Consider the following 22,506-nt stretch of genomic DNA (forward strand, 5'->3'; position numbering starts at 1 on the left):
GGGGATCACTCGCTCCACTTCACCTTGGTCAAATCATTGGCCTGGATCGGGGCGTTTTCCCACAGCCCTTGCAGCTTGGCGTCCCAGACGCCGATCTTCGGCAATTCATAGAGGAAGCCGACCACCGCATCGTCGGCCAGGATCTTCTGCGCTTGCCCCAGCAATTCCTTGCGCTTGGCTTCGTCGGAGGTGACGCCGAGATCGGCAATCACGTTGTCGAAGGCCGGGTTGTCGTAGTTGAAGTAATAATCCTTGCGCGAATAGATATCGATGTCGTTGGGCTCGGTGTGGGAGACGATCGTCAGGTCGTAATCCTTCTTGGTGAACACCTGGTCCAGCCACTGTGCCCATTCGACCGGAATGATTTCCAGATCGATGCCAACGTCGCGAAGCTGCGAGGCGATGATTTCGCCACCGAGACGGGCATAGGTGGGCGGCGGCAGTTTCAGCGTCGCCTTGAAGCCGTTCTCGAGGCCTGCCTCTTTCAGCAATTCCTTGGCCTTGGCGACATCATGCGGGTAGCGGCCGGTGAGGTCGACATAGTCCTTGTTGGCCGGCGACATATGCGAGCCGATCGGCTGGCCGAGGCCGGCCGAGGCGCCGTCGATGATGGCCTTGCGGTCGAGCGCGTAAGAGATCGCCTGCCTCACCTGCAGCTTGTCGAAAGGCGGCTTCTTGTTGTTGATCGACAGGATGGTCTCACCCTCGGTCGCGCCGATCACTACCTTGAAGCGTGGGTCGTCCTTGACCTGGGCGACGCTGTCGGCATCGAAGAACGGGAAAGCCTGGATGTCGCCCGAGAGCAGCGCCGGCACATAGGCCGCGGCATCCGGCACGATGCGAAACTCGGCCTTGTCGAGCGACGCCGGCGTGCCCCAGTAATTGTCCGATTTGACCAGCGTGATCGACGATCCCTTGGCCCAGCTCTGGAACTTGAACGGGCCGGTGCCGATCGGTTTTTCCTTGTTGGTGTCGGCAGATTCCGGCGCCACGATCACCGCGTCGCCCCAGCCCATATTGTAGAGGAACGAGCCCTGCGGGTTCTTCAGCGTGACCTTGACGGTTGCCGGATCGACGACGTCGACCTTGTCGATGGCGGCGAACAGGCCCTTTTGTGCGTTGACGGAGTTGTCGGCTCGCGCCCGGTCGAGCGAGAATTTCACGTCGGCGGCATCGAAGTCGGTGCCGTCATGGAATTTCACGCCGGTGTGCAGCTTGAAGGTGTAGACCGTGCCGTCATCGGAAATGGTCCAGCTTTCGGCCAGATCCGGCAGCACCTCGCCATTCGGCCCGATGCGCGTCAGGCCTTCGAATACATTGGCATAGAGAACCTCGTCGATCGCTGCGGCGGCACCGGCGGTCGGATCGAGATGCGGGGGTTCGAGCGGAATGCCGATGACCAGGTCGGTTCGCGCGGCGAACGCAGAGCTGCCGGCGGCCAGCGACAGCACCGCGGCCGCCAGAATGGTTTTCCACAATTTCATCGTGCAACTCCCCATGCGTTCAGACACGTGCTCGAACCCGAGTGATAGAAGCGTGATTTCGCCACGGAGTAAATTGCGTTTCGTTCTGCCCCTTGGCGTGGCCGGGAATGTTTTTGTCCTGGCGACCGCATCGGCAGTCGAAGCTTGTCGCGGTGCACACCTTATCCCGTGGCTGTGCCGCGCAGCAGCACGTTGAGCCCTATCGCCATCACCTTGGCCGATTCCACCATGTCCGATATCCCGACCCATTCGTCCGGCCGATGGGCGAGGTCGAGAATGCCAGGCCCATAAGCGATGCAATCATAGATATGGCCGATGCGAGCTATATGCTTCTGGTCATAGGTGCCGGGCGAAATGACATAATCGGGTTCGCGGTCGAAGATCGCCATGATGCCTTGCGCAACCGCCTTGACCACCGGCGCGTCGCGCTCGGTCATCAGCGGCAGCACTTCCATCAGGTCGCGGATTTCATAGTCGAATTTTGTCCGCTCGCGTTTCAACCGGTCGAGAATGCCGGTCACTTCACCTTTGACGGTGTCGAGATCCTCCTCGAGCAGGAAACGGCGGTCGATGGTCATCCGGCAGGAGTCGGGCACGTTGGGCGACGGCAGGCCGGGCCGGAAATCCTCGGTCTGGCCGCCATGGATCGAGTTGATGTTCATGGTCGAGCGTTTTGCTCCTTCGGGCACGACCGGCATGCGCGTCATCTTGCGGTCGAGCGCGGGAAACAGTTCGTCCTCGAAAGCCCGCAGCACGGCGCCCATGTGGCGCACCGCATTGTCGCCGAGAAACGGCATCGAGCCGTGCGCGATCTCGCCCTTGGTCTCGATCTCCGCCCACCAGACGCCACGATGGCCGAGGCAGATGCGGTCCTTGTTCAGCGGCTCGGGAATGATGACATGGTCGACCCTGGGTTTTGAGAAATAGCCGAGCCTGGCCAGATGCGCGACGCCGCCGAAGCCGCCGGATTCCTCGTCGACGGTGCCGGATATTTCGATGGCGCCGGGAAAATCGGGGAAGACTTCCAGGAAGGCCTCGGCTGCGATGATAGAGGCGGCAAGGCCGCCCTTCATGTCGCAGGCGCCGCGGCCATAGACCCTGCCGTCCCTGACGATGCCGGCGAAGGGATCGACGGTCCAGCCATCACCGGCTTCGACCACGTCGATATGCGAGTTGAAGTGGACGCAGGCGCCCGGCGACCTGCCTTCGGAACGGGCAACGACATTGACGCGCGGGTAGCGGTCGGTGTCGCCGGGCGTGCCTTCGGCGCGGATGAACTCGGTCTCGAAACCGCTCTTCTTCAGCCGCGCGCCGAGATATTCGGCGCATGGCCGGTAGGCCTCGCCGGGTGGATTGATGGTCGGAAAACGGATCAGCTCGGCGGTCAGCGCGACGACGTCGTCGCGCCTGTCATCGATTGCCTGGAGGAGTCGCTGGTTCATGCGCAGAGTTGAGCAGCGATCCCAGCGATTTTGCAAGCCCGCCGGCGATCAAGCCGGTGCGGCGTGTCGTTGCGGCAACTATTGCGGGAAATCGTTCAAATTCGCTGCTTTGGATTGGCGAATTGGTCAAGGTGTGTGTGTTAGCCCGTGCATCTGCCATTAAAAAGATGAAAAACAATCAGGCAGGCAGGTTAGGGGCAATCAAAGGGGTTTGATCGCATGAAAAAGACAGTTCTCATGGCAACCATGTTTGTTGCAATGCTGTTCGGTGCTTCGGGGCAGGGCTGGGCAGCCAGCCTCGTTGCAAATATAGACGTGTCGTCGCAGACGATGACCGTCAGATATGGCGCGTCGGTTTACCGGTGGAGTGTCTCCACCGCCCGCACCGGCTATTTCACGCCGCGCGGCACCTATCGGCCGCAGCGCACGGCCAGGATGTGGTATTCGCGCAAATACCATATGTCGCCGATGCCCTATTCGGTGTTCTTCCATGGCGGCTATGCCATCCATGGAACCGGCGCCGTCAGGCAGCTCGGCCGCCCGGCGTCGCATGGCTGCGTGAGGCTGCACACGGCCAATGCCGCCACGTTCTATTCGATGGTGCGGGAAGTGGGTTTCGGCAACACGCGCATTGTCGTCACCAACTAAGGCGGTTCAGGTTCGCTGTTGTCTGCTGGCGCTGGGCTAACCCCACGCCAGCAGCTCTGCCTAAGCGTTTGGGACCGCCTTTGCCTGCGGTCGCTTTCGACGCCCGCCGCTGATCTCCCACCTTTTGTGGAACCACATCCACTGGCCGGGATCTTCTCGCACCCAGCGCTCGACGACGTCGTTGAGACGCTGGGTGGTGGCACGGACATCGACGCTGCCGTCAGCGGTGCGCGGCAAGGTTAACTTGTCCTCGATTTCGAGCCGGAAGCGGTTGCCTGGCAGCCTGACGCAGCGCGCCGGATAGACGTCGCAGTCGTAGTGGCGGGCAAGGGTGGCCAGCACGCGATTGCTCTGGCAGGGACGGCCGAAGAATGTCGTCTCCAGTCCATTGGAGAATTTCTGGTCGACAAGGATGCCGATGTTGCCGCCGTTCTCCAGAACCCCGGCCAGGGCGAATGACGCGCCCGCCATGGATGGCAGCAACGAGCCCATGGTCGAGCGGCGCGTCGAGAGGATGTAGTCGGCGAGATAGGGATTGTTAGGCGGGCGAAACAGCGCAGTGATGTTCATGCCGAAAGTCGCGGCCGCCACCGGCAGCAATTCGAAATTGCCGAGATGGCCGGTAAAGACGATATGCGGCTTCTCTTCGCTGGCTATTTCGACGAAGTGGTCAGCTCCCTTGACCTCGACGCGGCCGGGCTCGCTGGCCGCGGGGTCGTAGTCGAAGAGGGCGTCGAGAAAAATGTATTCCGCGGCCAAGCGGGCCATGTTGCCCCACATGTCGGAGGCGATCGCTTGGATTTCGGCTTCGCTCTTTTCCGGATAGGCCTTGCGCAGATTGTCGATGGCGACCTGATGGCGTCCCACCCGGGGGCCGACCAGGCGTGCGACGCGGTCGGCGAAATTCAGCGCACTGTCGGCCGGCAGCAGGCGCAGGACCGAGATGACCATCATCGCTGCCCGCGCCACCAGCCAGTAATTGAGCTGGCGCAGTTGCCTGCCGTAACGAAATTTGAGGTCCCGGCGGAACTTCTTGAATACAGAGGTCAAGGCTCTAGCCGACGCGCAGGATGATCTTGCCGAAAACGTCGCGGCCTTCCATGCGCTTCAGCGCGGCGTCGATACCGTCGAAGCCGACTTCGGTGTCGATGACGGGTGCGACTTGTCCCGCCGCCATTTTCTGCATGGCGTTGGCCATGTTTTCCATGCGGCAGCCAAAGGAGCCAAGCAGTTTCAATTGCTGCTGGAACAGCTGCATCAAATTGATCTGCGTCGACACGCCGGAGGTCGAACCGCAGGTCACCAGGCGGCCGCCACGCTTCAGGCACAGCATCGAGGCGGCGAATGTGTCGGCGCCGACATGTTCAAAGACGACGTCGACGCCCTTCTTCTTGGTCAGCTTGCGCACGACGCCCTCGAAACGGTCGTCGCGGTAGTTGATGACATGGTCGGCGCCGAGCGCCTTGGCCTTGTCGATCTTGTCGTTGGAGCCGACCGTAGTGATGATCGTGCAGCCCATCCGCTTGGCCAGCTGGATGGCCGCCGAGCCGATGCCGGATCCGCCGGCATGGATAAGGATGGTTTCGCCGGGTTGAAGCCTGGCGTTGTCGAACAGCATGTGCTCGACGGTGCCGAAGGTGACGGGCGCCACCGCCGCGCCGATGTCGGTCACGCCGGGCGGGGCAGGGACCAGCAGGCGGGCCGGCAGATTGATCTTCTCCTGCGCGAAACCGTCGAGATGGAAACCGTGCACGCCCGAAACATGTTCGCAAAGGTTGTCGCGGCCTTCGCGGCAGGCTCGGCAGAGGCCGCAGGTGCGCGCGCCATAGATCGACACCAATTGTCCGGGCAGCAGGCTGGAAACGCCGGGGCCAACCGCCTCGACCTCGCCGGATGCCTCCGCGCCGACGACCAGCGGCAGCTTGCGCTTGGCGAAGGCCATGCCGCGCCAGCCCCAGACGTCGATATGGTTCAGCGCTACTGCCTTGATGCGCAGCGTGACTTCGCCGAGTGCCGGCGGTGGAGGAGGCGGCAGGTCCACCGTCTCAAGACGGCGGTCCTCTATAAGTTGCAATGCGCGCATGGGGCCTGTCGGTTCAGTCTGGCTGAAAAAGGTCGCTTAGACCGGTTCCCGCGCCATGACAAGGCAAGTGTTCTGGCCGCCGAAGCCGAAGGAGCTCGACAGAACGGTGCGGACCTCGGCGTTGCGCTTCTTGTTCGGCACCACGTCGAGCACGATCGCGGGGTCGGGATTGTCATAGTTGATGGTCGGCGGAATGACGCTTTCGCGCATCGTCATCAGCGAGAAAGCCGCCTCGACAGCGCCCGCCGCCGACAGTGTGTGACCGATCATCGATTTGTTCGACGAGACCGGCATCGAGCCGATCCGCTCGCCGAACACCGTCGACAGCGCCAGATGCTCCATCTTGTCGTTTTCGGGCGTCGAGGTGCCGTGGGCATTGACGTAGTCGATCTCGTCTTCACCCAGTCCGGCATCGACGAGGGCGGCGCGGACCGCGGCGATGGCCGGTGAAGCGTCCGGTTTGGAGCGGGTGCGGTGGAAGTCGTCGGCCTTCTCGCCGCAACCGCCCAGGACGCCGAGAATAGTCGCGCCGCGAGCCAATGCCGTCTCAAGCGATTCCAACACCAGCGCCCCGGATCCCTCGGCCAACACGAAGCCGTCGCGATCCCTGGAGAAGGGTTTCGACGCCTTTTCGGGGATGTCGTTGTGCGTGGAGAGCGCCGAAAGCAATGAGAAACGGATCAATGCCTCGGCGGTCGCGGAACCGTCCGCGCCGATCGACAGCGCACGGTCGCATTCGCCGCGTCGGATCGCCTCGACACCGAGCTGAATCGCGGTGGCGCCTGAAGCGCAAGCCGTCGACAGCGTGATCGGCAGACCACGCGTGCCAAGGCGATCGGCAAGGCGGCCGGCGATCGAACCGAACTGGGTGGTCTCGAAAATATCCAGCTCTTTCAAGCTACGCGCGACCCGAAGCAGTCTTTCGGCGGCGGTGTCATCCTTGTCCTTGTCAGAATTGTAGAGCGAGAAGCGCTCGGCCCAGTCGAGTTCGACTGGCGGCGATGCGAGGAAGAGCGGTCCGCCGAAATCGCTGGAATCAAGACCGGCTTCGCTCACCGCTTCTAAGCCCGCAAGCTCGGCTAGCTCATAGGTGAGTGGGCTGGCGCCTTTCGAGCTCGACGGCAGGAAATCGACCATGCCGGAGATGCGGGTGTTCAATTGATCGATGGGAAAGCGAGTGATCGGGTGAATGCCCGACTTGCCGGAGGTCAGTGCCGCCCAATTGTCTGATTTGCCGACGCCAAGCGAGGTCACCACGCCGATGCCGGTGACGGCGACGATCGGCCTGCCCATGTGATCTCTGAGATTGGCCATCCGGGAGCCCTCTTATCGTTGCAGCATGGATCGTGGAGCCGCATTACGCGGCATTGACCAGCGCCATGCCCTCGAATTGGTGATAGCCGATCGCCGTTGCAAGGACGGATTGGGGAACGCCTTCGAACGGCGTCTCGGCTGCGGCATCAAAAACAGGATAGGCGGCCTTGCGGTCGACAGCGAGTGCCGCCAGTGCCACAGCGAAAGGAAACTGTGCTTCCTTCATGTGCCCGGTCAGCGTCGAGAAGCCACGCGCGGCGATCGCCGGATTGGCATCGAGCGCTGCCTTCTCGGCTGTTGTCGCCGCATGCGCGCCCGATGCGCCCGACAGGGTCAGCAATTTGCCGTTCGGCAATGCAGCCTGCTTGAGCAGTGCGGCGATCTCGGCGTCGAGTTCTCCCCGTGGCCGCCGGGCACGGCCGGAGACGACCGGTCCAAGTTCTGCATAGATCTTGCGGCCGCGGCTCATCGCGTGTTCGCGCTGCTCCAGCACCAGGAAGGCGCCGCCGGAGCCGGTCACGACGCCACCGCCCTCAGTGCCCTGTCTTTGCCAAACCGGCTTCCATGGGCCGCGATGCAGATAGCCGGCGAGTTCATAGCCGAGCAGCATATCGGAATGTTCGGTCTGGAAGGCACCGCCGACCAGGATATGCGTCGACTGACCCGAGCGGATGCGTGCGGCGGCCGTTTCAACCGCGGCGACACCGGCACCTTCCTCGCCCATGAAGGTTCTGGACGAACCGGTGACCTTGTGGACGATGGAGATGTTGCCGGCGAGCAGGTTGGACAATTGGGCCAGAAACAGTGTCGGGCGCAATTCGGTGGTCAATTTCTCGTTGAGCAGTACATCGCGGTCATTGCGGCTTTCCGAAGCGGCGAGAATGGCGGCATCGACCGCCTCGTCGCGCTCGCCGCCGCCCGCCGCCACAACCATGTCCATGGTCGCGCAGAGTTCGTCATCGCCCTTGATGCCGGCGTCGTCCAGTGCAAGGCCGGCAGCATAGGTGCCGAGCCTCTGCCAGGTTTCCATCTGGCGCTGATCGCCACGCTTGGCGATCTGCAGGTTCCAGTCGATCTCAGGCAGCGGATGGACAGTATAGGGTGCAAAGCGCGTCGCTTCGAGCACCGGCCGCGGGCCCGGTTGCGCGAGCTTCTGCCAGTGGGCGTCAGGACCTTCCCCCAGCGAGGAGACAAGGCCGATACCTGATATGACGACGTCGCGGGGGCTGCTCATGTGCGGCTTTGTGGGTCAGGCGGCAGAGCGCGTCAAGATCGTGCGCTTAACTGACGTCAGGCGGTCTTGGCGGTGACCAGCGCGTCGATCTTGGCGCACAGATTCTTCATGACGAAGTAATCGTCGGTCGAAGCCTTGCCGTCATTGACCTCCTGGGTCCACTTTTCCAGCGGCACCTTGATGCCGAATTCCTTGTCGATGGCAAAGACGATGTCGAGAAAATCGAGGCTGTCTATGCCGAGATCGTCAATCGTGTGGCTCTCGGGCGTGATGGTGTCGATATCGATCTCGCTGGTGTCGGCAATGATCTTGGCGACTTTGTCGAACGTGGTGGACAAGGGCTTTTCCTTCGGTTGCGGGCGGAATCTGTCCGCATCTTGTTTGGGCGCTGTCTAATCGGTTTTTTCCGGCAGGAAAAGGCCTGATACGCCGGGCGCAGATGGGTAGGGTTCCTTCGAAACGCAAGAAGGGCCGCCGGTTTACCCGGCGGCCCTTCTGTTGACGCAACGTCAGCCTTATTTCGATGCGTGTCGTTTTTCCAAAAGCGGAACACTTTTGGCGACATGCATCAGCTGTCGCGAAGCTTGACCAGATCGTTCAGCAGCCCGCCCGTTCCGTTGTGGACGGTCAGCCGCTCGACCTTGCCGGCGATGGTTTCCAGCGCCTCGAGCTCCTTCAGCCGCAGCATCACCGGGTTTTCCGCCATCACCCTGGCCGTGTTGAGGAGGGAACGGGTCGCGTTCGTCTCCTCGCGGCGACGGATGATGTTGGCCTCGGCCTGCTTTTCGGCCGACACCACCTGGTTGAGGATCTCGCGCATCTCGCCCGGCAGGATGACATCCTTGAGCGCGATATCGCTGACCTCCACGCCGATCTCGGCCATGTCGGCGCGGACCTTGGCTGCCGCTTCCTCATCGATCGTCACCTTCTTTTCGAGGATCTGATCGAGTGTCAGCGCGCCAAGCGTCTTGCGGAAGGCATATTGCAGGGCGCGGTAGAGGGCTTCGGAGAAGTCCTTCACCATGCTGACCGCCTTGACCGGATCGACGACCCGGTATTCGGCTGCGATGTTGACGCGGATCGTCACGCGATCCTTGGTCAGCACTTCCTGCCCGGCAACGTCGAGCGACTGGCGCTTGACGTCGACGACCTTGATCTGCACCATGCGTCCGACGTTCCAGAAGCCATGCACGCCCGCCGTCAGCGTCCTGACCAGGACACCGTCGATGAACAGCAGTCCGGCCTGACCATCGACGACCGGATGGACGGACATCAATTCCGCTTTCCGGGCCTGGCCGAGCCGGCGCATGATCGCCGCATCGATGGCGAGATCGACTGACGTGTCGATCAGCGTCACCTTCCACGGGCCGGCATCCGTCCACAGCACGAGCTTGCGGTCCGGTGCCAGCACGGCGTGCAGATTGCCGTCACGCTCGATGACGGCGACATCCGTGCGCCCGGTGCGAACGACGGTGAAATGACGCGCGGCCACATCCGGAAGCTTGTCGAACAACGCCTTCTCGTATGCCGAAACGAATTCCGGGTTCTTCAGATCGTGCCGAGACACTTCGAGGCTGCCGCGCCGGTTGGCGAGCCAGTGCTCGCCCGGCAGCAGGACAGCCTTGATCTCCCCCTTGTGGAGGGCGAGGGCACGTTCGTTTTCCCTTACGAGGACGCGCTCGCGCCCAAGAACCTTGTCGAGAATGGTCATTGTCTTACTCCTGTCGGGCATGGCCCCATGCGAGGCGTCACGTCATGCGTCGATCTTCCCTTCGTTTCTCGTTTCACGTCGTCTCTTGCGTCGTAGCCCGGGCACGAATGATCCGGGGACTGGTGGCATCGAGCCGTGGCGGGCCTTCGGGAGCGGATCGCGGGGCAGCGAAGCGGGCGCAGGAGGCCTTAGCCTCCCTTGCCGGCGACACCGCGCCTTGATCGTCACCGCGGGCCTGGCCGCGAGCCGATGGCGAAAGACGCTTGGGATGATCCGCGCCCGAAAGCTTGGGTCACCCGTCCAGTCTTTCGCATTCCAGTCCCCGGACCGTTTTTCGGATGGCTTTTCAAAGGCCAAATGGAGAAGGAATCGAACCTTCGACAGTCAGATTAACAATCTGATGCTCTAACCAAACTGAGCTATCCGTGGTGCAGATGAAGGGACTCGAACCCACAACCTCCGGATTATGTCCGGCGCTCTCCCAGTTGAGCTACATCCGCGATCCCAATCCCCAAAGCGGCGCCGTATGCAGGGCGGCAATGCCGCCTGCACGGGCGGAGACGAAAGCTCCAACCGTTGTGCTCGCTGCGGTTCTCGTGACCGGGAGCGCGCCTATAGCCCCTGCGACGGGTTGTCGCAAGCGGCATTGTCACGGCGAATTTGCGGCTTCTTTCAACGGTGACATTTCAGCAACACCGCTTTCGGCGTCAGCGATCGCGCGCAGCACGCTCAGAAGGTGACGCGGCCGAGCACGCGCAGGCCATCGCCTTGCGGCTCGACGACGACGGCCTCACCTTCGCGCGGTGAGATGCCGGTCAGTGCCACGATGTCTTCCAGATGGGTGACCATGACCAGATTGTCGGAGCCGGAATAGGCGCGGATTTCCTTCAGGATCGCAGCGATCTGCGCGGCCTTCTGCGTCTCGTCGCCTTTCAGGAGATCGAGCGGTGCAAAGAGTTCCGGGTCGGCCTCGAAGGCGATGCGGGCGGTGTCGAGGCAGCGGCAATAGCGGCTGGACAGCACGCGCTCGATCGGTGCCGCCCGAGCGGCAAACAGAGCGCCGATCTTGCTCGCCTGCTGCTTGCCGCGCGCCGACAGGTTCATCTGGGTGGCGCAGCTGTCGATGTCGAAATTGGCCGGATCGGTGGTGCCGGTGACCATGGCATGGCGCAGCAGCACGACGTGTCCGCCATCGCGCAGCAGCGCCCAGCCTGCATCCGTGGCGTGCGCCACGCCGGGAACAACAAGCAGGAACAACGCCAAGGCAAATCGAATCATCCGCTATCCTTCTGCGGTTCCCGGCAAGGGGTTCCGGTGGCAGGACATATAGGGACGGTAAAGCCGGCCGAAAGACAAGGCGCGGTCGGCGGGAAGCGTAGACCTACTTCTTCGCCATCTGCTTCTTCACCAGATCGACCTTCTGGTCGGTGAGAGGGATGGGCATGGTGTAGCCGGCTTCGGTAAACCCTGCTTGGCATTCTCGAAGAATCCGATCGCCTTTTGATATTCGGCCTTGCCGCCGCCATAGCTGGCCCGATTCCAGCTGACATCCCCGAGATTGTTCTGCGCGAAGGCCATTGCATCGGAAGGCTTCCCTGGTGAATACCTTCAGCGTCGCCGTGAATGCGGCCTCGATCGGTGACGCTGCGCGCGTCGCTTTTCGTCTCGGCAACTGCAAGCGCGGTCGCGGCAAGACAAAGCAGTGCGGCGACGAAAGCCGTCAGCCATGCCCGCTGCAAAAGACGGAGGTTCGAGAGTCGGACAAAGGCTATTTGTCGTCCGTGTCCGCCCTGATGATCAAAGCCCTCTATAACGCTGCCAGCCGACGATGATCAAATTCAGGCGCGATTGCGTCGCGGTCCTGGCTCGCCTATCACGGGGAACCCGCCCCTCACGGTAAAAATGTCTCCGCTCACCGAAACCGTTCTTTTCGTCTTCAGCCTTGTCGCGCTCGGCTACCTCGCCGGGCTCACCGGCTATCTGAAGCCGGCGAGCGGCGAGGGGATTTCGGAATTTGCCATCAACGTGGCGATGCCGCTGCTGCTGTTCCAGACGATGGTGAAGTCCGACTTCCACGGCGTGGCGCCTTGGCCGCTGTGGGGCGCTTACTTCACGGCGGTTGCAATGACATGGGCTGCCGGCCATCTGGTGACGACGCGGATTTTCGGGCGGGACGCACGCGCAGGCATCGTCGGTGGAGTGTCGTCGTCCTTCTCGAACGTGGTGCTGCTGGGCATTCCCTTCATTCTCGGCGTATTCGGGTCGAGGGGATTCGAAGTGCTGTCGCTGCTCGTTTCCGTGCATCTGCCGACCATGATGATGGCTTCGATCATCATGTTCGAGATATTTGGCCGCGGTGGCAGTGAGCCCGTACACCCGCTGCGCATCGTCCAGAGCTTTCTGAGAAGACTGTTCACCAATCCCCTGATCATCGGTATCCTGGCCGGGCTGGCCTGGCGCCTAACCGGCGCGCCGCTGCCGAACCTTGCCACGCGGCTGGTCGATACGCTGGCTGACACTGCCGGGCCAGTGGCGCTGTTCGCCATGGGGCTCAGCCTGCGCCGTTTCGGCATTTCAGGTAACATCCGACCGGCGCTGGCACTGTCGGCACTGAAGCTGTTCCTGATGCCGGCGCTGGTGCTGGTCTTCGTCTGGTTGCTTGGCATGCCGCCCTTGACGGCCAAGGTGGCGGTGATGGTGGCCGCGATGCCATCCGGCGTCAATTCCTATCTGATCGCGGTGCAGTTCAACACCGGCCAGGCGCTGGCGTCGAACCAGATGACCCTCGCCACGGCCTGCGCCGCCGTCACCACCGCGTTCTGGCTGACTGTTGTCTTGCACGTTTTCGGGTAAGGCATCGGTGTAAGCACGTCAGCCTGCTCTCGTCTCGCTCTGGCCCAAGCCCTATATGCCATCTTGCGATTGCTTGCGTGCCTTGCCCTCGGTAAAGAGCAGTGGCTCCGGCGTGCCGGCCTCAGTCCATGGCGCACGCGCACCGAAGATTTCACAGACCCGCCCGTCAGGGCGCCGAACGGAGGATAGCATGCTTCAGAAAACCAGCCATTTCATGCGGCAGGCCAATCTCATCAATGGCGAATGGGTGCAGGCCGACAGCGGCCAGACGGTCGACGTCAACAACCCGGCCACCGGTCTCAAGATCGGCACCGTGCCGAAGTCGGGCAAGGCCGAGACCCGCCGCGCCATCGAAGCCGCCGCGGAAGCTTTCAAGACCTGGCGCAAGACGACCGCGCTCGAGCGCTCGAAGCTGCTGCGCAAGCTGCACGACGCGATGATGGACAATCAGGACGTACTGGCCGAACTGCTGACCATCGAGCAGGGCAAGTCGCTGTTCGAATCGAAGGGCGAGATCGGCTCGGCCGCGTCCTACATATTGTGGTTCGCCGAGGAAGGTCGCCGCACCTATGGCGACGTCGTGCCCTCGCCATGGGCGGACCGCCGCATCCTGGTGACCAAGGAGCCGGTTGGCGTCATCGCCGCCATCACGCCGTGGAATTTTCCGTCCTCGATGCTGGCCCGCAAGCTCGGCCCGGCGCTCGCCGCCGGCTGCACCGCCGTGGTCAAGCCGGCGTCGCAGACGCCGTATTCGGGTCTCGCCTGGGGCGCGCTTGCAGAGGAAGTCGGTTTCCCCAAGGGCGTCGTCAACATCCTGACCGGTTCGGCCAGCGAGATCGGCGACGAGATCTGCGCCAATCCGCTGGTGTCGAAGATCACTTTCACCGGCTCGACCGAGGTCGGCAAGCTTCTCATCCAGAAGTCGTCGGTCACCGTCAAGAAGGTGTCGATGGAACTCGGCGGCAACGCGCCGTTCATCGTTTTCGACGACGCCGACCTCGAGCGTGCCGTCGCCGGCGCCATCACCGCCAAGTATCGCAATTCCGGCCAGACCTGCGTTTGCACCAACCGCTTCCTTGTCCAGGCAGGTGTCTATGACAAGTTCGTCGAGAAGCTCGCTGCCGCCAGCAACGCGCTGAAGGTCGGCTCCGGCCTCGAGGACGGCGTGCAGCAGGGGCCGCTGATCGACGAGAAGGCGGTCGAGAAGGTCGAGGAACTGATCGCCGACGCCACTGCCAAGGGCGGCAAGATCGTTGCCGGCGGCAAGCGCCATGCGCTCGGCGGTTCGTTCTTCCAGCCGACGGTCATCGCCAACGCGACACCCAAGATGCGCTTCATGAAGGAAGAGATCTTTGGCCCGGTCGCACCGGTTTTCAAGTTCGAGACCGAAGAGGAAGCCGTCGCCCTCGCCAACGACACCGAATTCGGCCTTGCCTGCTACTTCTACACCGGTGACCTCGGCCGCGCCTTCCGAGTGATGGAAGGGCTGAAATACGGTATGGTCGGGGTCAATGAAGGCCTCATCACCACGCCGGAAGCGCCGTTCGGCGGCGTCAAGGAATCCGGCCTCGGCAAAGAAGGCGGGCATCAGGGCATCGAGGATTATCTCGACACCAAATATGTCTGCATCGGCGGCCTCGGCCTCTGATAGGCTATCCCTGAGATGGGGAGGCCGATGGCCTGCCCATCTCTCATGGAAAAACCAGCCGAAGTCTTCTGGATCAACTGGCATTTACGGGCATGGCGATGAAGGACGGCGAGGTTTTCGGCACGACGCAGGCTGGCGAGCAGGTGCGTCGCTTCACGATCAGGGGCGGCGGCATCACAGCCAACATCATCGGTCTGGGCGCGATCATCCAGGATTTGCGCCTGACCGGGCACGATGCTCCGCTGGTGCTCGGCTACGACAGTCTGGAAGGCTACGAGACGGATACGGCCTTCTTCGGTGCGGTCGTCGGCCGCTATGCCAACCGCATCCGCGACGGCCGCTTCACCATTGGCGGCAGCCGCTACCAAACCGAGCAAAACTTCCTCGACAAGCATACGCTGCATGGCGGCTCGCAAGGTTACTCCCACCGGGCGTGGACGGTTTCCTTGCATGGCAGGGATTTCGTCACGCTGACGCTGCACGATCCCGACGGCACGATGGGTTTTCCCGGCGCGCTCGACGTCACCTGCACCTACCGGCTGAAGATCCCCGGCACGCTCAGCGTCGAGCTGACCGCCACCTGCGAGGAGCCGACGCTGTGCAATCTCACCCAGCATTCCTATTTCAACCTGGATGATGGCGGCGCAGGCGACATTCTCGACCACAGGATGATGCTGAATGCCGGCGCCTACCTGCCGGTCGATGGCGACATGATCCCCACAGGCGTGGTCAAGCCGGTTGACGGCACGCCATTCGATTTCCGCCAGGCGCGGCCGCTGCGCATGGAAACCGAGGGTGATCAACTGCCCTACGACCAGAATTTCTGCCTTGCTTCGGCACGCGGGCCGCTCAAGCAGGCGGCATGGACGCAAGGCGCCAGTTCCGGTGTCGAGATGGAGGTCTGGACCACCGAGCCCGGCGTCCAGCTCTATACCGGCCAGTATGTGACGCCGCGCACCGGGCTGGAAGCGCGGAACTACAAGGCCTTTTGCGGCTTCTGCCTGGAGCCGCAGATTTGGCCGGACGCGCCGAACCGGCCTTATTTCCCGCAAGCAACGCTGTGGCCGGGCGCGATCTACCACCACGTCACGGAATACAGGTTCCGCCTGCCCTAGTTTTTCCGACCTTAGCCTTCGAAAGCCGCCCGCAGCATCTCGAACGGCGCCAGCGCGCCGCGCACTTGCACCACGGCGGCGGCGACACGATGCGCACGGCGCGCGGCTTCCTGCGGGTCGTGGCCGGCAAGACGAGCCGCAAGATAGCCGCCGTTGAACGAATCGCCGGCGCCGGTCGTATCGGCGGGGGCGGCGACATGGATCGCCGGGACTTCGCGTAGTGTTTCTCCTTGGGCAATCAGGGCGGGCTGCTCGCCGTTCTTGACGACGACCTCGCTAACCAGTTGCCTGAGTCGCTTTGCGGTCGCTTGCGGTGTTGCATCGCCAAACAGCATCTGCTCGTCGGGGAAAGTCGGCAATGCGATGTCGGTGGCGGCAAGGGCTTCGACGATCGCTGCCTGTGCATTCTCGCGATTGCGCCAAAGCCGCGGCCGGTAGTTGGGATCGAAGGCGACAAGTGAACCGGCCGAGCGCGCCTTGGCGACGGCCGCCAGCAATACGGCGCGCGCGGCCTCATCCAGAATTGCCAAAGTGATTCCGGAAAAGTAGACAAGCGCCTGATTTACCAGGTTTTTCGACAATGCAGCTGGGTCTGAGGCGAGCTGCCGCGCGGCGGCGTCGCCGCGCCAGTAGGTGAAGGAACGCTCGGCCCCGGTCAGCGTGATGGCATAGAGGCCAGGCCGTGCGCCCGCTATGATCGGGCTGGAGCCGATGCCGATGCCGTTCTGGCCTAAGAAATCGATCTGGGCTTGCGAGAACGGATCGTCGCCGAAGGCCGAGACATAGGTTGCCGGCCGCTCAGTGCTCAGCGCGTGCAGCGCCCACAGCGTGTTGAACGTGTCGCCGGCAAAGCCCATGCGCCAGTTCGGTCCGGTCTGGCCCGACAGTTCGAGCATGCATTCGCCGATCGAGGCGACGCCGGTTCCCGCCATCTACAATCCTCCAGTGCTTCCCGGTGCTGTAGCTTTTTGCCATCGGCAGCGCCATGCTTGGCAAGCAGGGTTTTTTCCGCCACAGCGTTTTCCCACAGGCTGGCGGGATGCGATCCGTTCGGCAGAGCGTTGTCTGCAGAAGAGGAACCGGTTTGGCATCGATATGGCGTTATCTTCTGGCGGGTCTTGGTCTGGCTGCCTTGCTGGTCGCCATTCTCGCGGTCGTCTTCCTGACGGCGCCGCGTTCGTCGCTGCCAGCCGGCCCGGATGTCGCGCGGACGAAGAAAACCGACAACGGGCTGTACGTGGCGAGTTTCGTGCCGGAACGGGGCGTGGTGCGGCAGGGCGAACTGGAATCCTGGCTGCTGACCCTGAAAACAAAGACAGGGGCTTCGGTGGAGCGCGCCGCGATCGCCATCTCCGGCGGCATGCCGCAACACAATCACGGCCTGCCGACCAGCCCGCAGGTCACCGATTACCTGGGCGAAGGCCGTTACCGCATCGAGGGGCTGAAATTCACCATGAGCGGCTGGTGGCAACTTCGTTTCGCCATCTCATCCGGCGCCGGCTCCGATACAGTACTGTTCAACGTGGTGCTGTGAGCGATCGATGAAGCGCCTTTTCCGCTTTCTGGCGCTGATGGTCGCCGTCGTCCTCGTGGGCTGCGGCAAGCCTGATTTTTCCGACGCAGAAAAGAAGACTATCGCTTCGCTGGCGCTGTCGTCGCTGCCGGCGCTCAAGGCCGACACCACCAATCGTTTTGCCGACGTGCCGGCCGCCGCCGCACTCGGCTCGACGCTGTTCTTCGATCAGGGCATGAGCGGTGACGGGTCGGTATCCTGTTCGACCTGCCACAAGATCGACCGCCAGTTCCAGGACGACCTGCCGCAGGCGGTCGGCGTCGGCCACACCAACCGGCGCACCATGCCGCTGGCCGGCGTGGCGCACGATCCCTGGTTCTTCTGGGATGGCCGTCGCGACAGCCTGTGGGCGCAAGCGTTGACGCCGCTCGAAAATCCGCTGGAGCAGGCGGGAAACCGCGCTGCCTACGCGCATTACATCAAGGCGCGCTTCGGCGAGCGCTATGAGCGCATTTTTGGGCCGCTGCCCGATTTTTCCGGCATGCCGTTGAATGCCAGCCCACTTGGAAACGATGCCGAGAAAGCAGCCTGGAATGCCATGAGCAGCGCGCAGCGCGACGCCATCAACGGTGTCTTCGTCAATATCGGCAAGGCGATTGCCGCCTTCGAACGCTCGATCGCGCCCACGCCAGCGCGCTTCGACCGCTTTGCGCTGGACCTCGCCACCGGTGCCGAGCCGAAGGGCGATGCTGTCTTTTCCAAACAAGAAATCCTTGGGCTTAAACTGTTCATCGGCAAGGCCAATTGCGTGACTTGTCACAACGGCCCGCGCTTCACCGACAACAGCTTTCACAACACCGGCGTGCCGCCTGTTGCGGGCCTGCCGCCGGATCGCGGCCGCATCGATGCCGTGCACCAACTCGAGGCCGACCCGTTCAACTGCCTTGGCGCCTATCGGGACGGCGACGTTGCCGCCTGCGGCGAACTGCGCTTCATGGTCAAGAATGCGCCACAACTCATCCGCGCCTACAAGACGCCGTCTCTGCGCGGAGCGGCAACGCGACCGCCCTATATGCATGCCGGGCAGTTTTCGTCGCTCGACGAGGTCGTGGCGCATTATGCGAAGGCCGCGCCCAGCGTCGAAGGGGTATCAGAGGTTCACCCGTTGGAGCTTTCAGACCGAGAACGCGCTGCTCTGGTGGCGTTCTTGAAGACGCTTTCGGAGTGATCTACCGATCCTTCACGGTCTCCATCGCCACAAAGGTCGAGGTCTGGGCGACATGGGGCAGGGCCGAGATGCGCTCGCCGAGGACGCGGCGGTAGGCGGCGATGTCCCTGGTGCGGACTTTCAGCAGATAATCGAAGCTCGATGCCATCATGTGGCACTGTTCGATCTCCGGCACAGCCTGTACGGACCGGTTGAAGGCGTCGAGCGCGGCGGATCTGGTGTCGGACAATTTCACCTGGACGAATGCGACATGGCCTTCGCCCATGCGCTCGCGGTCGACGATCGCCTGGTAGCCTCTGATATAGCCGTCCTTCTCAAGCCGCTTCACCCGCGCCTGCACCGGCGTCTTCGACAGGCCGACCTTTGCGGCCAGTTCTGACATGGAAAGCCGGCCATCGCTTGCAAGTGCGGCCAGGATATTCCGATCTATGCGGTCCAATTGGTCTTCTGTCATCGAAATCGCAGTCCAAATGTCAATTATATGCCGATATAATAGATCAAATGACCTGCAATGTCGATTTCTTTGGACCGGCCGAAATTTTGCACTTGTGCTAGCTTGCGCCATTCGGTCCGGTGACCGCCGGCACGATCCCCTTTGCTCGATCCACGGGACCGCCATGCCAGCGCTCGATGCCATCCGCCAGCAGATCCGCGCCAACTACCTGCCCGACGAAGACGAGGCCGTGAAGCGGCTTGCCGAGGCGACGGGACTCTCCGGGAAAGACCGCAAGGCGATCTCGGCTCGTGCCGCCGATCTGGTGCGCGCGGTGCGCGGTTCGTCGGATCCAAGGCTGATGGAAGTCTTCCTCTCCGCTTACGGTCTCTCCACCAAGGAAGGCGTGGCGCTGATGTGCCTGGCCGAGGCGCTGCTGCGCGTGCCCGATACCGAGACGATGGACGACCTCATCGCCGACAAGATCGCGCCGCACGACTGGTCGGCGCATTCGGGCGGTTCGAGCTCCATCTTCGTCAACGCCTCGACCTGGGCGCTGATGCTGACCGGCCGCGTCCTCGACGAAGGCGAGGGCGGCATCGAGGGCACGCTGCGTTCTATGGTGCGGCGGCTGGGCGAGCCGGTCATCCGCAAGGCGGTGGCCGCCGCCATGCGCGAGATGGGCGAGCAGTTCGTGCTCGGCCGCACCATCACTGAAGCCGTCAAGCGCGGCCGGCCGATGACCCAGAAGGGTTATCTCTATTCCTTCGACATGCTGGGCGAGGCGGCCCGCACCGAGGCCGACGCCTTGCGCTATCACAAGGCCTATGCCGACGCGATTTCGTCGCTCGATTCCGGCTCCAACGGTCCTGATATCAGGCAGAACCACGGCATCTCGGTCAAGCTTTCGGCACTGCATCCGCGCTACGAGGTGGCGCAGAAGGAAGAGATGCTGCCTGTGATGGCCGAGCGGCTTTTGTCGCTGGCGCTGGCCGCGCGCCATTCGCGCATGGGTCTCAACATCGATGCCGAGGAGGCCGACCGCCTCGATCTATCGCTCGACGTCATCGAGCGGGTGCTGGCCGAGCCGGAACTTGCCGGCTGGAACGGGTTTGGCGTGGTGGTGCAGGCGTATGGGCCACGCGCGGCCTTCGCCATCGACTGGCTCTATGCGCTGGCCAAGAAATACGACCGCAACATCATGGTTCGGCTGGTCAAGGGCGCCTATTGGGACACCGAGATCAAGCGGGGGCAGACGTTGGGACTCACCGGCTATCCCGTCTTCACCCGCAAGGCCAACACCGACGTCTCCTACATGGCTTGCGCCAAGAAGCTGCTTGGCATGACCGACCGCATCTACCCGCAGTTCGCCACCCACAATGCCCACACCGTCGCCGCCATCCTGTCGATGGCTGATAATAACCGCGATTCCTTCGAGTTCCAGCGCCTGCACGGCATGGGCGAGGCGCTGCACGAGACGGTGCGACGGTCCGAAGGCACGCGCTGCCGGATCTATGCGCCGGTCGGTGCGCATTCCGATCTGCTGGCCTATCTGGTGCGCCGGCTGCTGGAGAACGGCGCCAACTCCTCCTTCGTGCACCAGCTGACCGATGAGGATGTCGAGCCGGAGGACATTGCGCGCGATCCGCTCGAGACGGTCGAAAGCCAGGGTCCGGCAGCCAATCCGGCGATTGCCCGGCCTTCCCAGATTTTTGGAGCCGGGCGTCGCAATTCGAAAGGATTCGACATCACCGACACGGTGACGCTGGCGGCGATCGACAAGGCCAGGGCGGCCTTCGCCGGGCCGGATCGCTGGCATGCCAAGCCGATTACGCGGGCCGCCGGCTATGGCAAGCAGCGTCCGATCGTCAACCCGGCAAAGCCTTCCGAAGTGGTCGGCACGGTCAGCGAAGCAGTTGCCAAGCAAGTCGCGACCGCCGTGCGCTTCGCGGTGGAAGCGCAACCGGCCTGGGCGAAGCGTCCCGTCGCCGAGCGCGCCGCCATCCTCAACCGTGCCGCCGATCTCTATGAGGCCAATGCCGTCGAGTTCTTTGCACTCGCCACCCGCGAGGCCGGCAAATCGCTGGCCGACGGCGTCGCCGAGGTGCGTGAAGCCGTCGACTTCCTGCGCTACTACGCCACTGAGGCGGCCAATGCGGAGGCGGGCACGCAAGCGCGCGGCGCCATTGTCTGCATTTCGCCGTGGAATTTCCCGCTCGCCATCTTCACCGGCCAGATCGCGGCAGCGCTCGTCACCGGCAATTCGGTGATCGCCAAGCCGGCCGAGCAGACGCCGCTGATCGCCTTCCGCGCCGTCGAACTGCTGCGCGAGGCCGGCGTGCCGGAAGACGTCATCCAGTTGCTCCCTGGCGACGGCCCATCGGTCGGCGGGCCGCTCACCGCCGATCCGCGCATCGCTGGCGTCTGCTTCACAGGTTCGACCGAGGTTGCCAAGCTGATCGAGAAGCAGCTGGCCGGGACGGCCGCGCCCGACGCCATGCTGATCGCCGAGACCGGCGGCCTCAACGCCATGATCGTCGATTCCACCGCGCTGCCCGAACAGGCGGTGCGCGATATCCTCGCCTCCGCCTTCCAGAGTGCCGGCCAGCGCTGCTCGGCGCTGCGCGTACTCTACGTGCAGAAGGACGTCGAGAAGAAGATGCTGGAGATGCTGAAGGGCGCCATGGAGGCGCTCAACGTCGGCGATCCCTGGCGGATTTCGACCGATGTCGGCCCGGTTATCGACGACGAGGCGCAAAGCTCGATCCGCGAGTATTGCACGAAGATGGGCCTGCAGGGCAGGCTGATCGCCAAGCTCGAGGCGCCCAGGGAAGGTCGCTTCGTCGCGCCGCATGTCTTCCGGGTCAAGGGTATCGAGGACATGGAGCGCGAGGTGTTCGGGCCGGTGCTGCATGTCGCCAGTTTCGACGCCGACCAGATCGACGCGGTCATCGCCGCCATCAACCGCAAGGGTTATGGCCTGACCTTCGGCCTGCACACCCGCATCGAGGGCCGCGTGCAGCATTTCGTCGATGGCATCCATGCCGGCAACATCTATGTCAACCGCAACCAGATCGGCGCCGTCGTCGGTTCGCAGCCGTTTGGCGGCGAGGGGCTTTCCGGCACCGGGCCGAAGGCCGGCGGTCCGCACTATCTCCGCCGCTTCCGCAAGGGGCCGGAGGCCGGCACCCATGTGCAGGATGGCCACAAGGTCACGGCGACCGAGCTTGCCGACAATCTGCCTGATCCCACACTTGGCGGCTGGTCGACGCGTCCGGACCGGATCGCCATTCTGAGGAAGCATCTGCGCGGCAAGGGTGCTGCGGCCATTGGTGCGGCCGCCGGCATCGATTTCGGCCAGGTCGACCTGCCCGGGCCGACCGGCGAAGCCAACACGCTCTCGCTGTCGCCACGTGGACGGGTGCTGTGCCTTGGTCCCGATGGTGATACGCTGCTGGCGCAGACGATCCAGGCGCTCGCCGCCGGCAACGCCGTGCTGGCCGTTGCACCGGGCGCGCCGGCAGCCCTTTCCGCTCTGACCGGCAAGGGCCTGCCGCTGGCCGCCATCGATGGCCGGCCTGATCCGGTCGAGGCACGCTCGCTGCGCGTCGATATCGTTGCTTTTTCCGGCACGCCAGAGGCCGCGCGCATCGTGCGCAGGGTTATCGCTGATCGCTCAGGCCCGATCGTGCCGCTGGTCAGCGAAGTGTTGAACCCGGCGGCTTATGCACATGAGCGGGCCGTCTGCGTCGACACCACCGCCGCGGGCGGCAATGCGAGCTTGCTGGCCGGAGCCTGAC

General features: G+C 63.3%; 20 protein-coding genes and 2 tRNA genes. 9 read left to right on the top strand and 13 right to left on the bottom strand.

Features of this window, described 5'->3' with window-relative positions; all coding sequences use genetic code 11:
- Positions 1-5: 5 nt before the first annotated feature.
- Positions 6-1,484, bottom strand: a complete 1,479-nt coding sequence (locus tag A9K65_RS18440) for an ABC transporter substrate-binding protein (RefSeq protein WP_064993699.1) — start codon at positions 1,482-1,484, stop codon at positions 6-8.
- Positions 1,485-1,645: 161 nt separating this feature from the next.
- Positions 1,646-2,926, bottom strand: coding sequence for an acetylornithine deacetylase/succinyl-diaminopimelate desuccinylase family protein (locus A9K65_RS18445; RefSeq protein ID WP_063168179.1), 1,281 nt, complete (start codon positions 2,924-2,926; stop codon positions 1,646-1,648).
- A gap of 8 nt (positions 2,927-2,934) precedes the next feature.
- On the opposite strand from A9K65_RS18445, the gene A9K65_RS35225 reads away from it, so the two are divergent.
- A complete protein-coding gene (locus A9K65_RS35225) occupies positions 2,935-3,141 on the top strand; it encodes a hypothetical protein (protein WP_127384794.1) in 207 nt (68 codons plus the stop codon).
- Between the two features lie 4 nt (positions 3,142-3,145).
- Positions 3,146-3,574 (top strand): L,D-transpeptidase, encoded by a 429-nt coding sequence (locus A9K65_RS18450; protein WP_013531220.1) that lies wholly within the window; start codon positions 3,146-3,148, stop codon positions 3,572-3,574.
- 60 nt (positions 3,575-3,634) lie between these two features.
- Here A9K65_RS18450 and A9K65_RS18455 read toward each other — a convergent pair whose 3' ends face one another.
- The 9 genes from A9K65_RS18455 to A9K65_RS18495 all read right to left on the bottom strand — a co-directional run bounded on the left by A9K65_RS18455 (position 3,635) and on the right by A9K65_RS18495 (position 11,194).
- Positions 3,635-4,624 carry a lipid A biosynthesis lauroyl acyltransferase gene (locus A9K65_RS18455; RefSeq protein ID WP_064993698.1) on the bottom strand — a complete coding sequence of 330 codons (990 nt, stop codon included), beginning with the start codon at positions 4,622-4,624 and terminating at the stop codon, positions 3,635-3,637.
- A 4-nt stretch (positions 4,625-4,628) separates the two neighbouring features.
- On the bottom strand, positions 4,629-5,657 hold the full coding sequence (locus A9K65_RS18460; RefSeq protein ID WP_013531222.1) for a zinc-binding dehydrogenase: 1,029 nt from the start codon (positions 5,655-5,657) through the stop codon (positions 4,629-4,631).
- A 36-nt stretch (positions 5,658-5,693) separates the two neighbouring features.
- Entirely contained in the window at positions 5,694-6,971 is a 1,278-nt protein-coding gene (locus A9K65_RS18465) for a beta-ketoacyl-ACP synthase (RefSeq protein ID WP_013531223.1), read from the bottom strand.
- Between the two features lie 43 nt (positions 6,972-7,014).
- Positions 7,015-8,205: a beta-ketoacyl-ACP synthase gene (locus A9K65_RS18470; protein WP_064993697.1), complete on the bottom strand. Its 1,191-nt coding sequence runs from the start codon at positions 8,203-8,205 to the stop codon at positions 7,015-7,017.
- Between the two features lie 56 nt (positions 8,206-8,261).
- A complete protein-coding gene (locus tag A9K65_RS18475) occupies positions 8,262-8,543 on the bottom strand; it encodes an acyl carrier protein (RefSeq protein WP_064993696.1) in 282 nt (93 codons plus the stop codon).
- A gap of 230 nt (positions 8,544-8,773) precedes the next feature.
- Entirely contained in the window at positions 8,774-9,916 is a 1,143-nt protein-coding gene (locus A9K65_RS18480) for a slipin family protein (protein WP_064993695.1), read from the bottom strand.
- 358 nt (positions 9,917-10,274) lie between these two features.
- Positions 10,275-10,341, bottom strand: a tRNA-Asn gene (locus A9K65_RS18485).
- Between the two features lies 1 nt (position 10,342).
- Positions 10,343-10,416 (bottom strand) — tRNA-Tyr (locus A9K65_RS18490).
- 229 nt (positions 10,417-10,645) lie between these two features.
- Positions 10,646-11,194, bottom strand: a complete 549-nt coding sequence (locus tag A9K65_RS18495) for a histidine phosphatase family protein (protein ID WP_064993694.1) — start codon at positions 11,192-11,194, stop codon at positions 10,646-10,648.
- 299 nt (positions 11,195-11,493) lie between these two features.
- On the opposite strand from A9K65_RS18495, the gene A9K65_RS35230 reads away from it, so the two are divergent.
- From A9K65_RS35230 to A9K65_RS18515, 4 genes are all read left to right on the top strand, one after another.
- Positions 11,494-11,748: a hypothetical protein gene (locus A9K65_RS35230; RefSeq protein WP_064993693.1), complete on the top strand. Its 255-nt coding sequence runs from the start codon at positions 11,494-11,496 to the stop codon at positions 11,746-11,748.
- A gap of 70 nt (positions 11,749-11,818) precedes the next feature.
- Positions 11,819-12,769, top strand: coding sequence for an AEC family transporter (locus tag A9K65_RS18505; protein ID WP_064993692.1), 951 nt, complete (start codon positions 11,819-11,821; stop codon positions 12,767-12,769).
- 190 nt (positions 12,770-12,959) lie between these two features.
- On the top strand, positions 12,960-14,417 hold the full coding sequence (locus A9K65_RS18510; RefSeq protein WP_064993691.1) for an NAD-dependent succinate-semialdehyde dehydrogenase: 1,458 nt from the start codon (positions 12,960-12,962) through the stop codon (positions 14,415-14,417).
- A 92-nt stretch (positions 14,418-14,509) separates the two neighbouring features.
- Positions 14,510-15,532, top strand: coding sequence for an aldose epimerase family protein (locus A9K65_RS18515; RefSeq protein ID WP_024501271.1), 1,023 nt, complete (start codon positions 14,510-14,512; stop codon positions 15,530-15,532).
- Positions 15,533-15,543: 11 nt separating this feature from the next.
- Here the strand turns inward: A9K65_RS18515 and A9K65_RS18520 are convergent, their stop codons facing one another.
- A complete protein-coding gene (locus tag A9K65_RS18520; protein WP_064993690.1) occupies positions 15,544-16,464 on the bottom strand; it encodes a sugar kinase in 921 nt (306 codons plus the stop codon).
- A gap of 53 nt (positions 16,465-16,517) precedes the next feature.
- Between A9K65_RS18520 and A9K65_RS18525 the strand changes: the two genes are divergently transcribed.
- A complete protein-coding gene (locus A9K65_RS18525) occupies positions 16,518-17,066 on the top strand; it encodes a FixH family protein (protein ID WP_245268539.1) in 549 nt (182 codons plus the stop codon).
- 7 nt (positions 17,067-17,073) lie between these two features.
- On the top strand, positions 17,074-18,273 hold the full coding sequence (locus A9K65_RS18530) for a cytochrome c peroxidase (protein ID WP_064993689.1): 1,200 nt from the start codon (positions 17,074-17,076) through the stop codon (positions 18,271-18,273).
- A gap of 1 nt (position 18,274) precedes the next feature.
- On the opposite strand, the gene A9K65_RS18535 is transcribed toward A9K65_RS18530, so the two are convergent.
- Positions 18,275-18,727, bottom strand: coding sequence for an Lrp/AsnC ligand binding domain-containing protein (locus A9K65_RS18535; RefSeq protein WP_013531233.1), 453 nt, complete (start codon positions 18,725-18,727; stop codon positions 18,275-18,277).
- Between the two features lie 163 nt (positions 18,728-18,890).
- Here A9K65_RS18535 and putA point away from each other — a divergent pair, with 163 nt between their 5' ends.
- Positions 18,891-22,505: a bifunctional proline dehydrogenase/L-glutamate gamma-semialdehyde dehydrogenase PutA gene (gene putA / locus A9K65_RS18540; protein WP_064993688.1), complete on the top strand. Its 3,615-nt coding sequence runs from the start codon at positions 18,891-18,893 to the stop codon at positions 22,503-22,505.
- Position 22,506: the final 1 nt, after the last annotated feature.

Origin of the sequence: Mesorhizobium sp. WSM1497 (genome assembly GCF_001672455.2) — a bacterium.
GTDB classification, from domain to species: domain Bacteria; phylum Pseudomonadota; class Alphaproteobacteria; order Rhizobiales; family Rhizobiaceae; genus Mesorhizobium; species Mesorhizobium ciceri.

Bases quoted from the DNA above. Each gene is read 5' to 3' on its own strand.
- A9K65_RS18440 (WP_064993699.1), bottom strand. From the start codon at position 1,484: ATGAAATTGTGGAAAACCATTCTGGCGGCCGCGGTGCTGTCGCTGGCC.
- A9K65_RS18445 (WP_063168179.1), bottom strand. From the start codon at position 2,926: ATGAACCAGCGACTCCTCCAGGCAATCGATGACAGGCGCGACGACGTC.
- A9K65_RS18450 (WP_013531220.1), top strand. From the start codon at position 3,146: ATGAAAAAGACAGTTCTCATGGCAACCATGTTTGTTGCAATGCTGTTC.
- A9K65_RS18460 (WP_013531222.1), bottom strand. From the start codon at position 5,657: ATGCGCGCATTGCAACTTATAGAGGACCGCCGTCTTGAGACGGTGGAC.
- A9K65_RS18465 (WP_013531223.1), bottom strand. From the start codon at position 6,971: ATGGCCAATCTCAGAGATCACATGGGCAGGCCGATCGTCGCCGTCACC.
- A9K65_RS18470 (WP_064993697.1), bottom strand. From the start codon at position 8,205: ATGAGCAGCCCCCGCGACGTCGTCATATCAGGTATCGGCCTTGTCTCC.
- A9K65_RS18480 (WP_064993695.1), bottom strand. From the start codon at position 9,916: ATGACCATTCTCGACAAGGTTCTTGGGCGCGAGCGCGTCCTCGTAAGG.
- A9K65_RS18495 (WP_064993694.1), bottom strand. From the start codon at position 11,194: ATGATTCGATTTGCCTTGGCGTTGTTCCTGCTTGTTGTTCCCGGCGTG.
- A9K65_RS18505 (WP_064993692.1), top strand. From the start codon at position 11,819: ATGTCTCCGCTCACCGAAACCGTTCTTTTCGTCTTCAGCCTTGTCGCG.
- A9K65_RS18510 (WP_064993691.1), top strand. From the start codon at position 12,960: ATGCTTCAGAAAACCAGCCATTTCATGCGGCAGGCCAATCTCATCAAT.
- A9K65_RS18515 (WP_024501271.1), top strand. From the start codon at position 14,510: ATGGCGATGAAGGACGGCGAGGTTTTCGGCACGACGCAGGCTGGCGAG.
- A9K65_RS18520 (WP_064993690.1), bottom strand. From the start codon at position 16,464: ATGGCGGGAACCGGCGTCGCCTCGATCGGCGAATGCATGCTCGAACTG.
- A9K65_RS18525 (WP_245268539.1), top strand. From the start codon at position 16,518: ATGCTTGGCAAGCAGGGTTTTTTCCGCCACAGCGTTTTCCCACAGGCT.
- A9K65_RS18530 (WP_064993689.1), top strand. From the start codon at position 17,074: ATGAAGCGCCTTTTCCGCTTTCTGGCGCTGATGGTCGCCGTCGTCCTC.
- A9K65_RS18535 (WP_013531233.1), bottom strand. From the start codon at position 18,727: ATGACAGAAGACCAATTGGACCGCATAGATCGGAATATCCTGGCCGCA.
- putA (WP_064993688.1), top strand. From the start codon at position 18,891: ATGCCAGCGCTCGATGCCATCCGCCAGCAGATCCGCGCCAACTACCTG.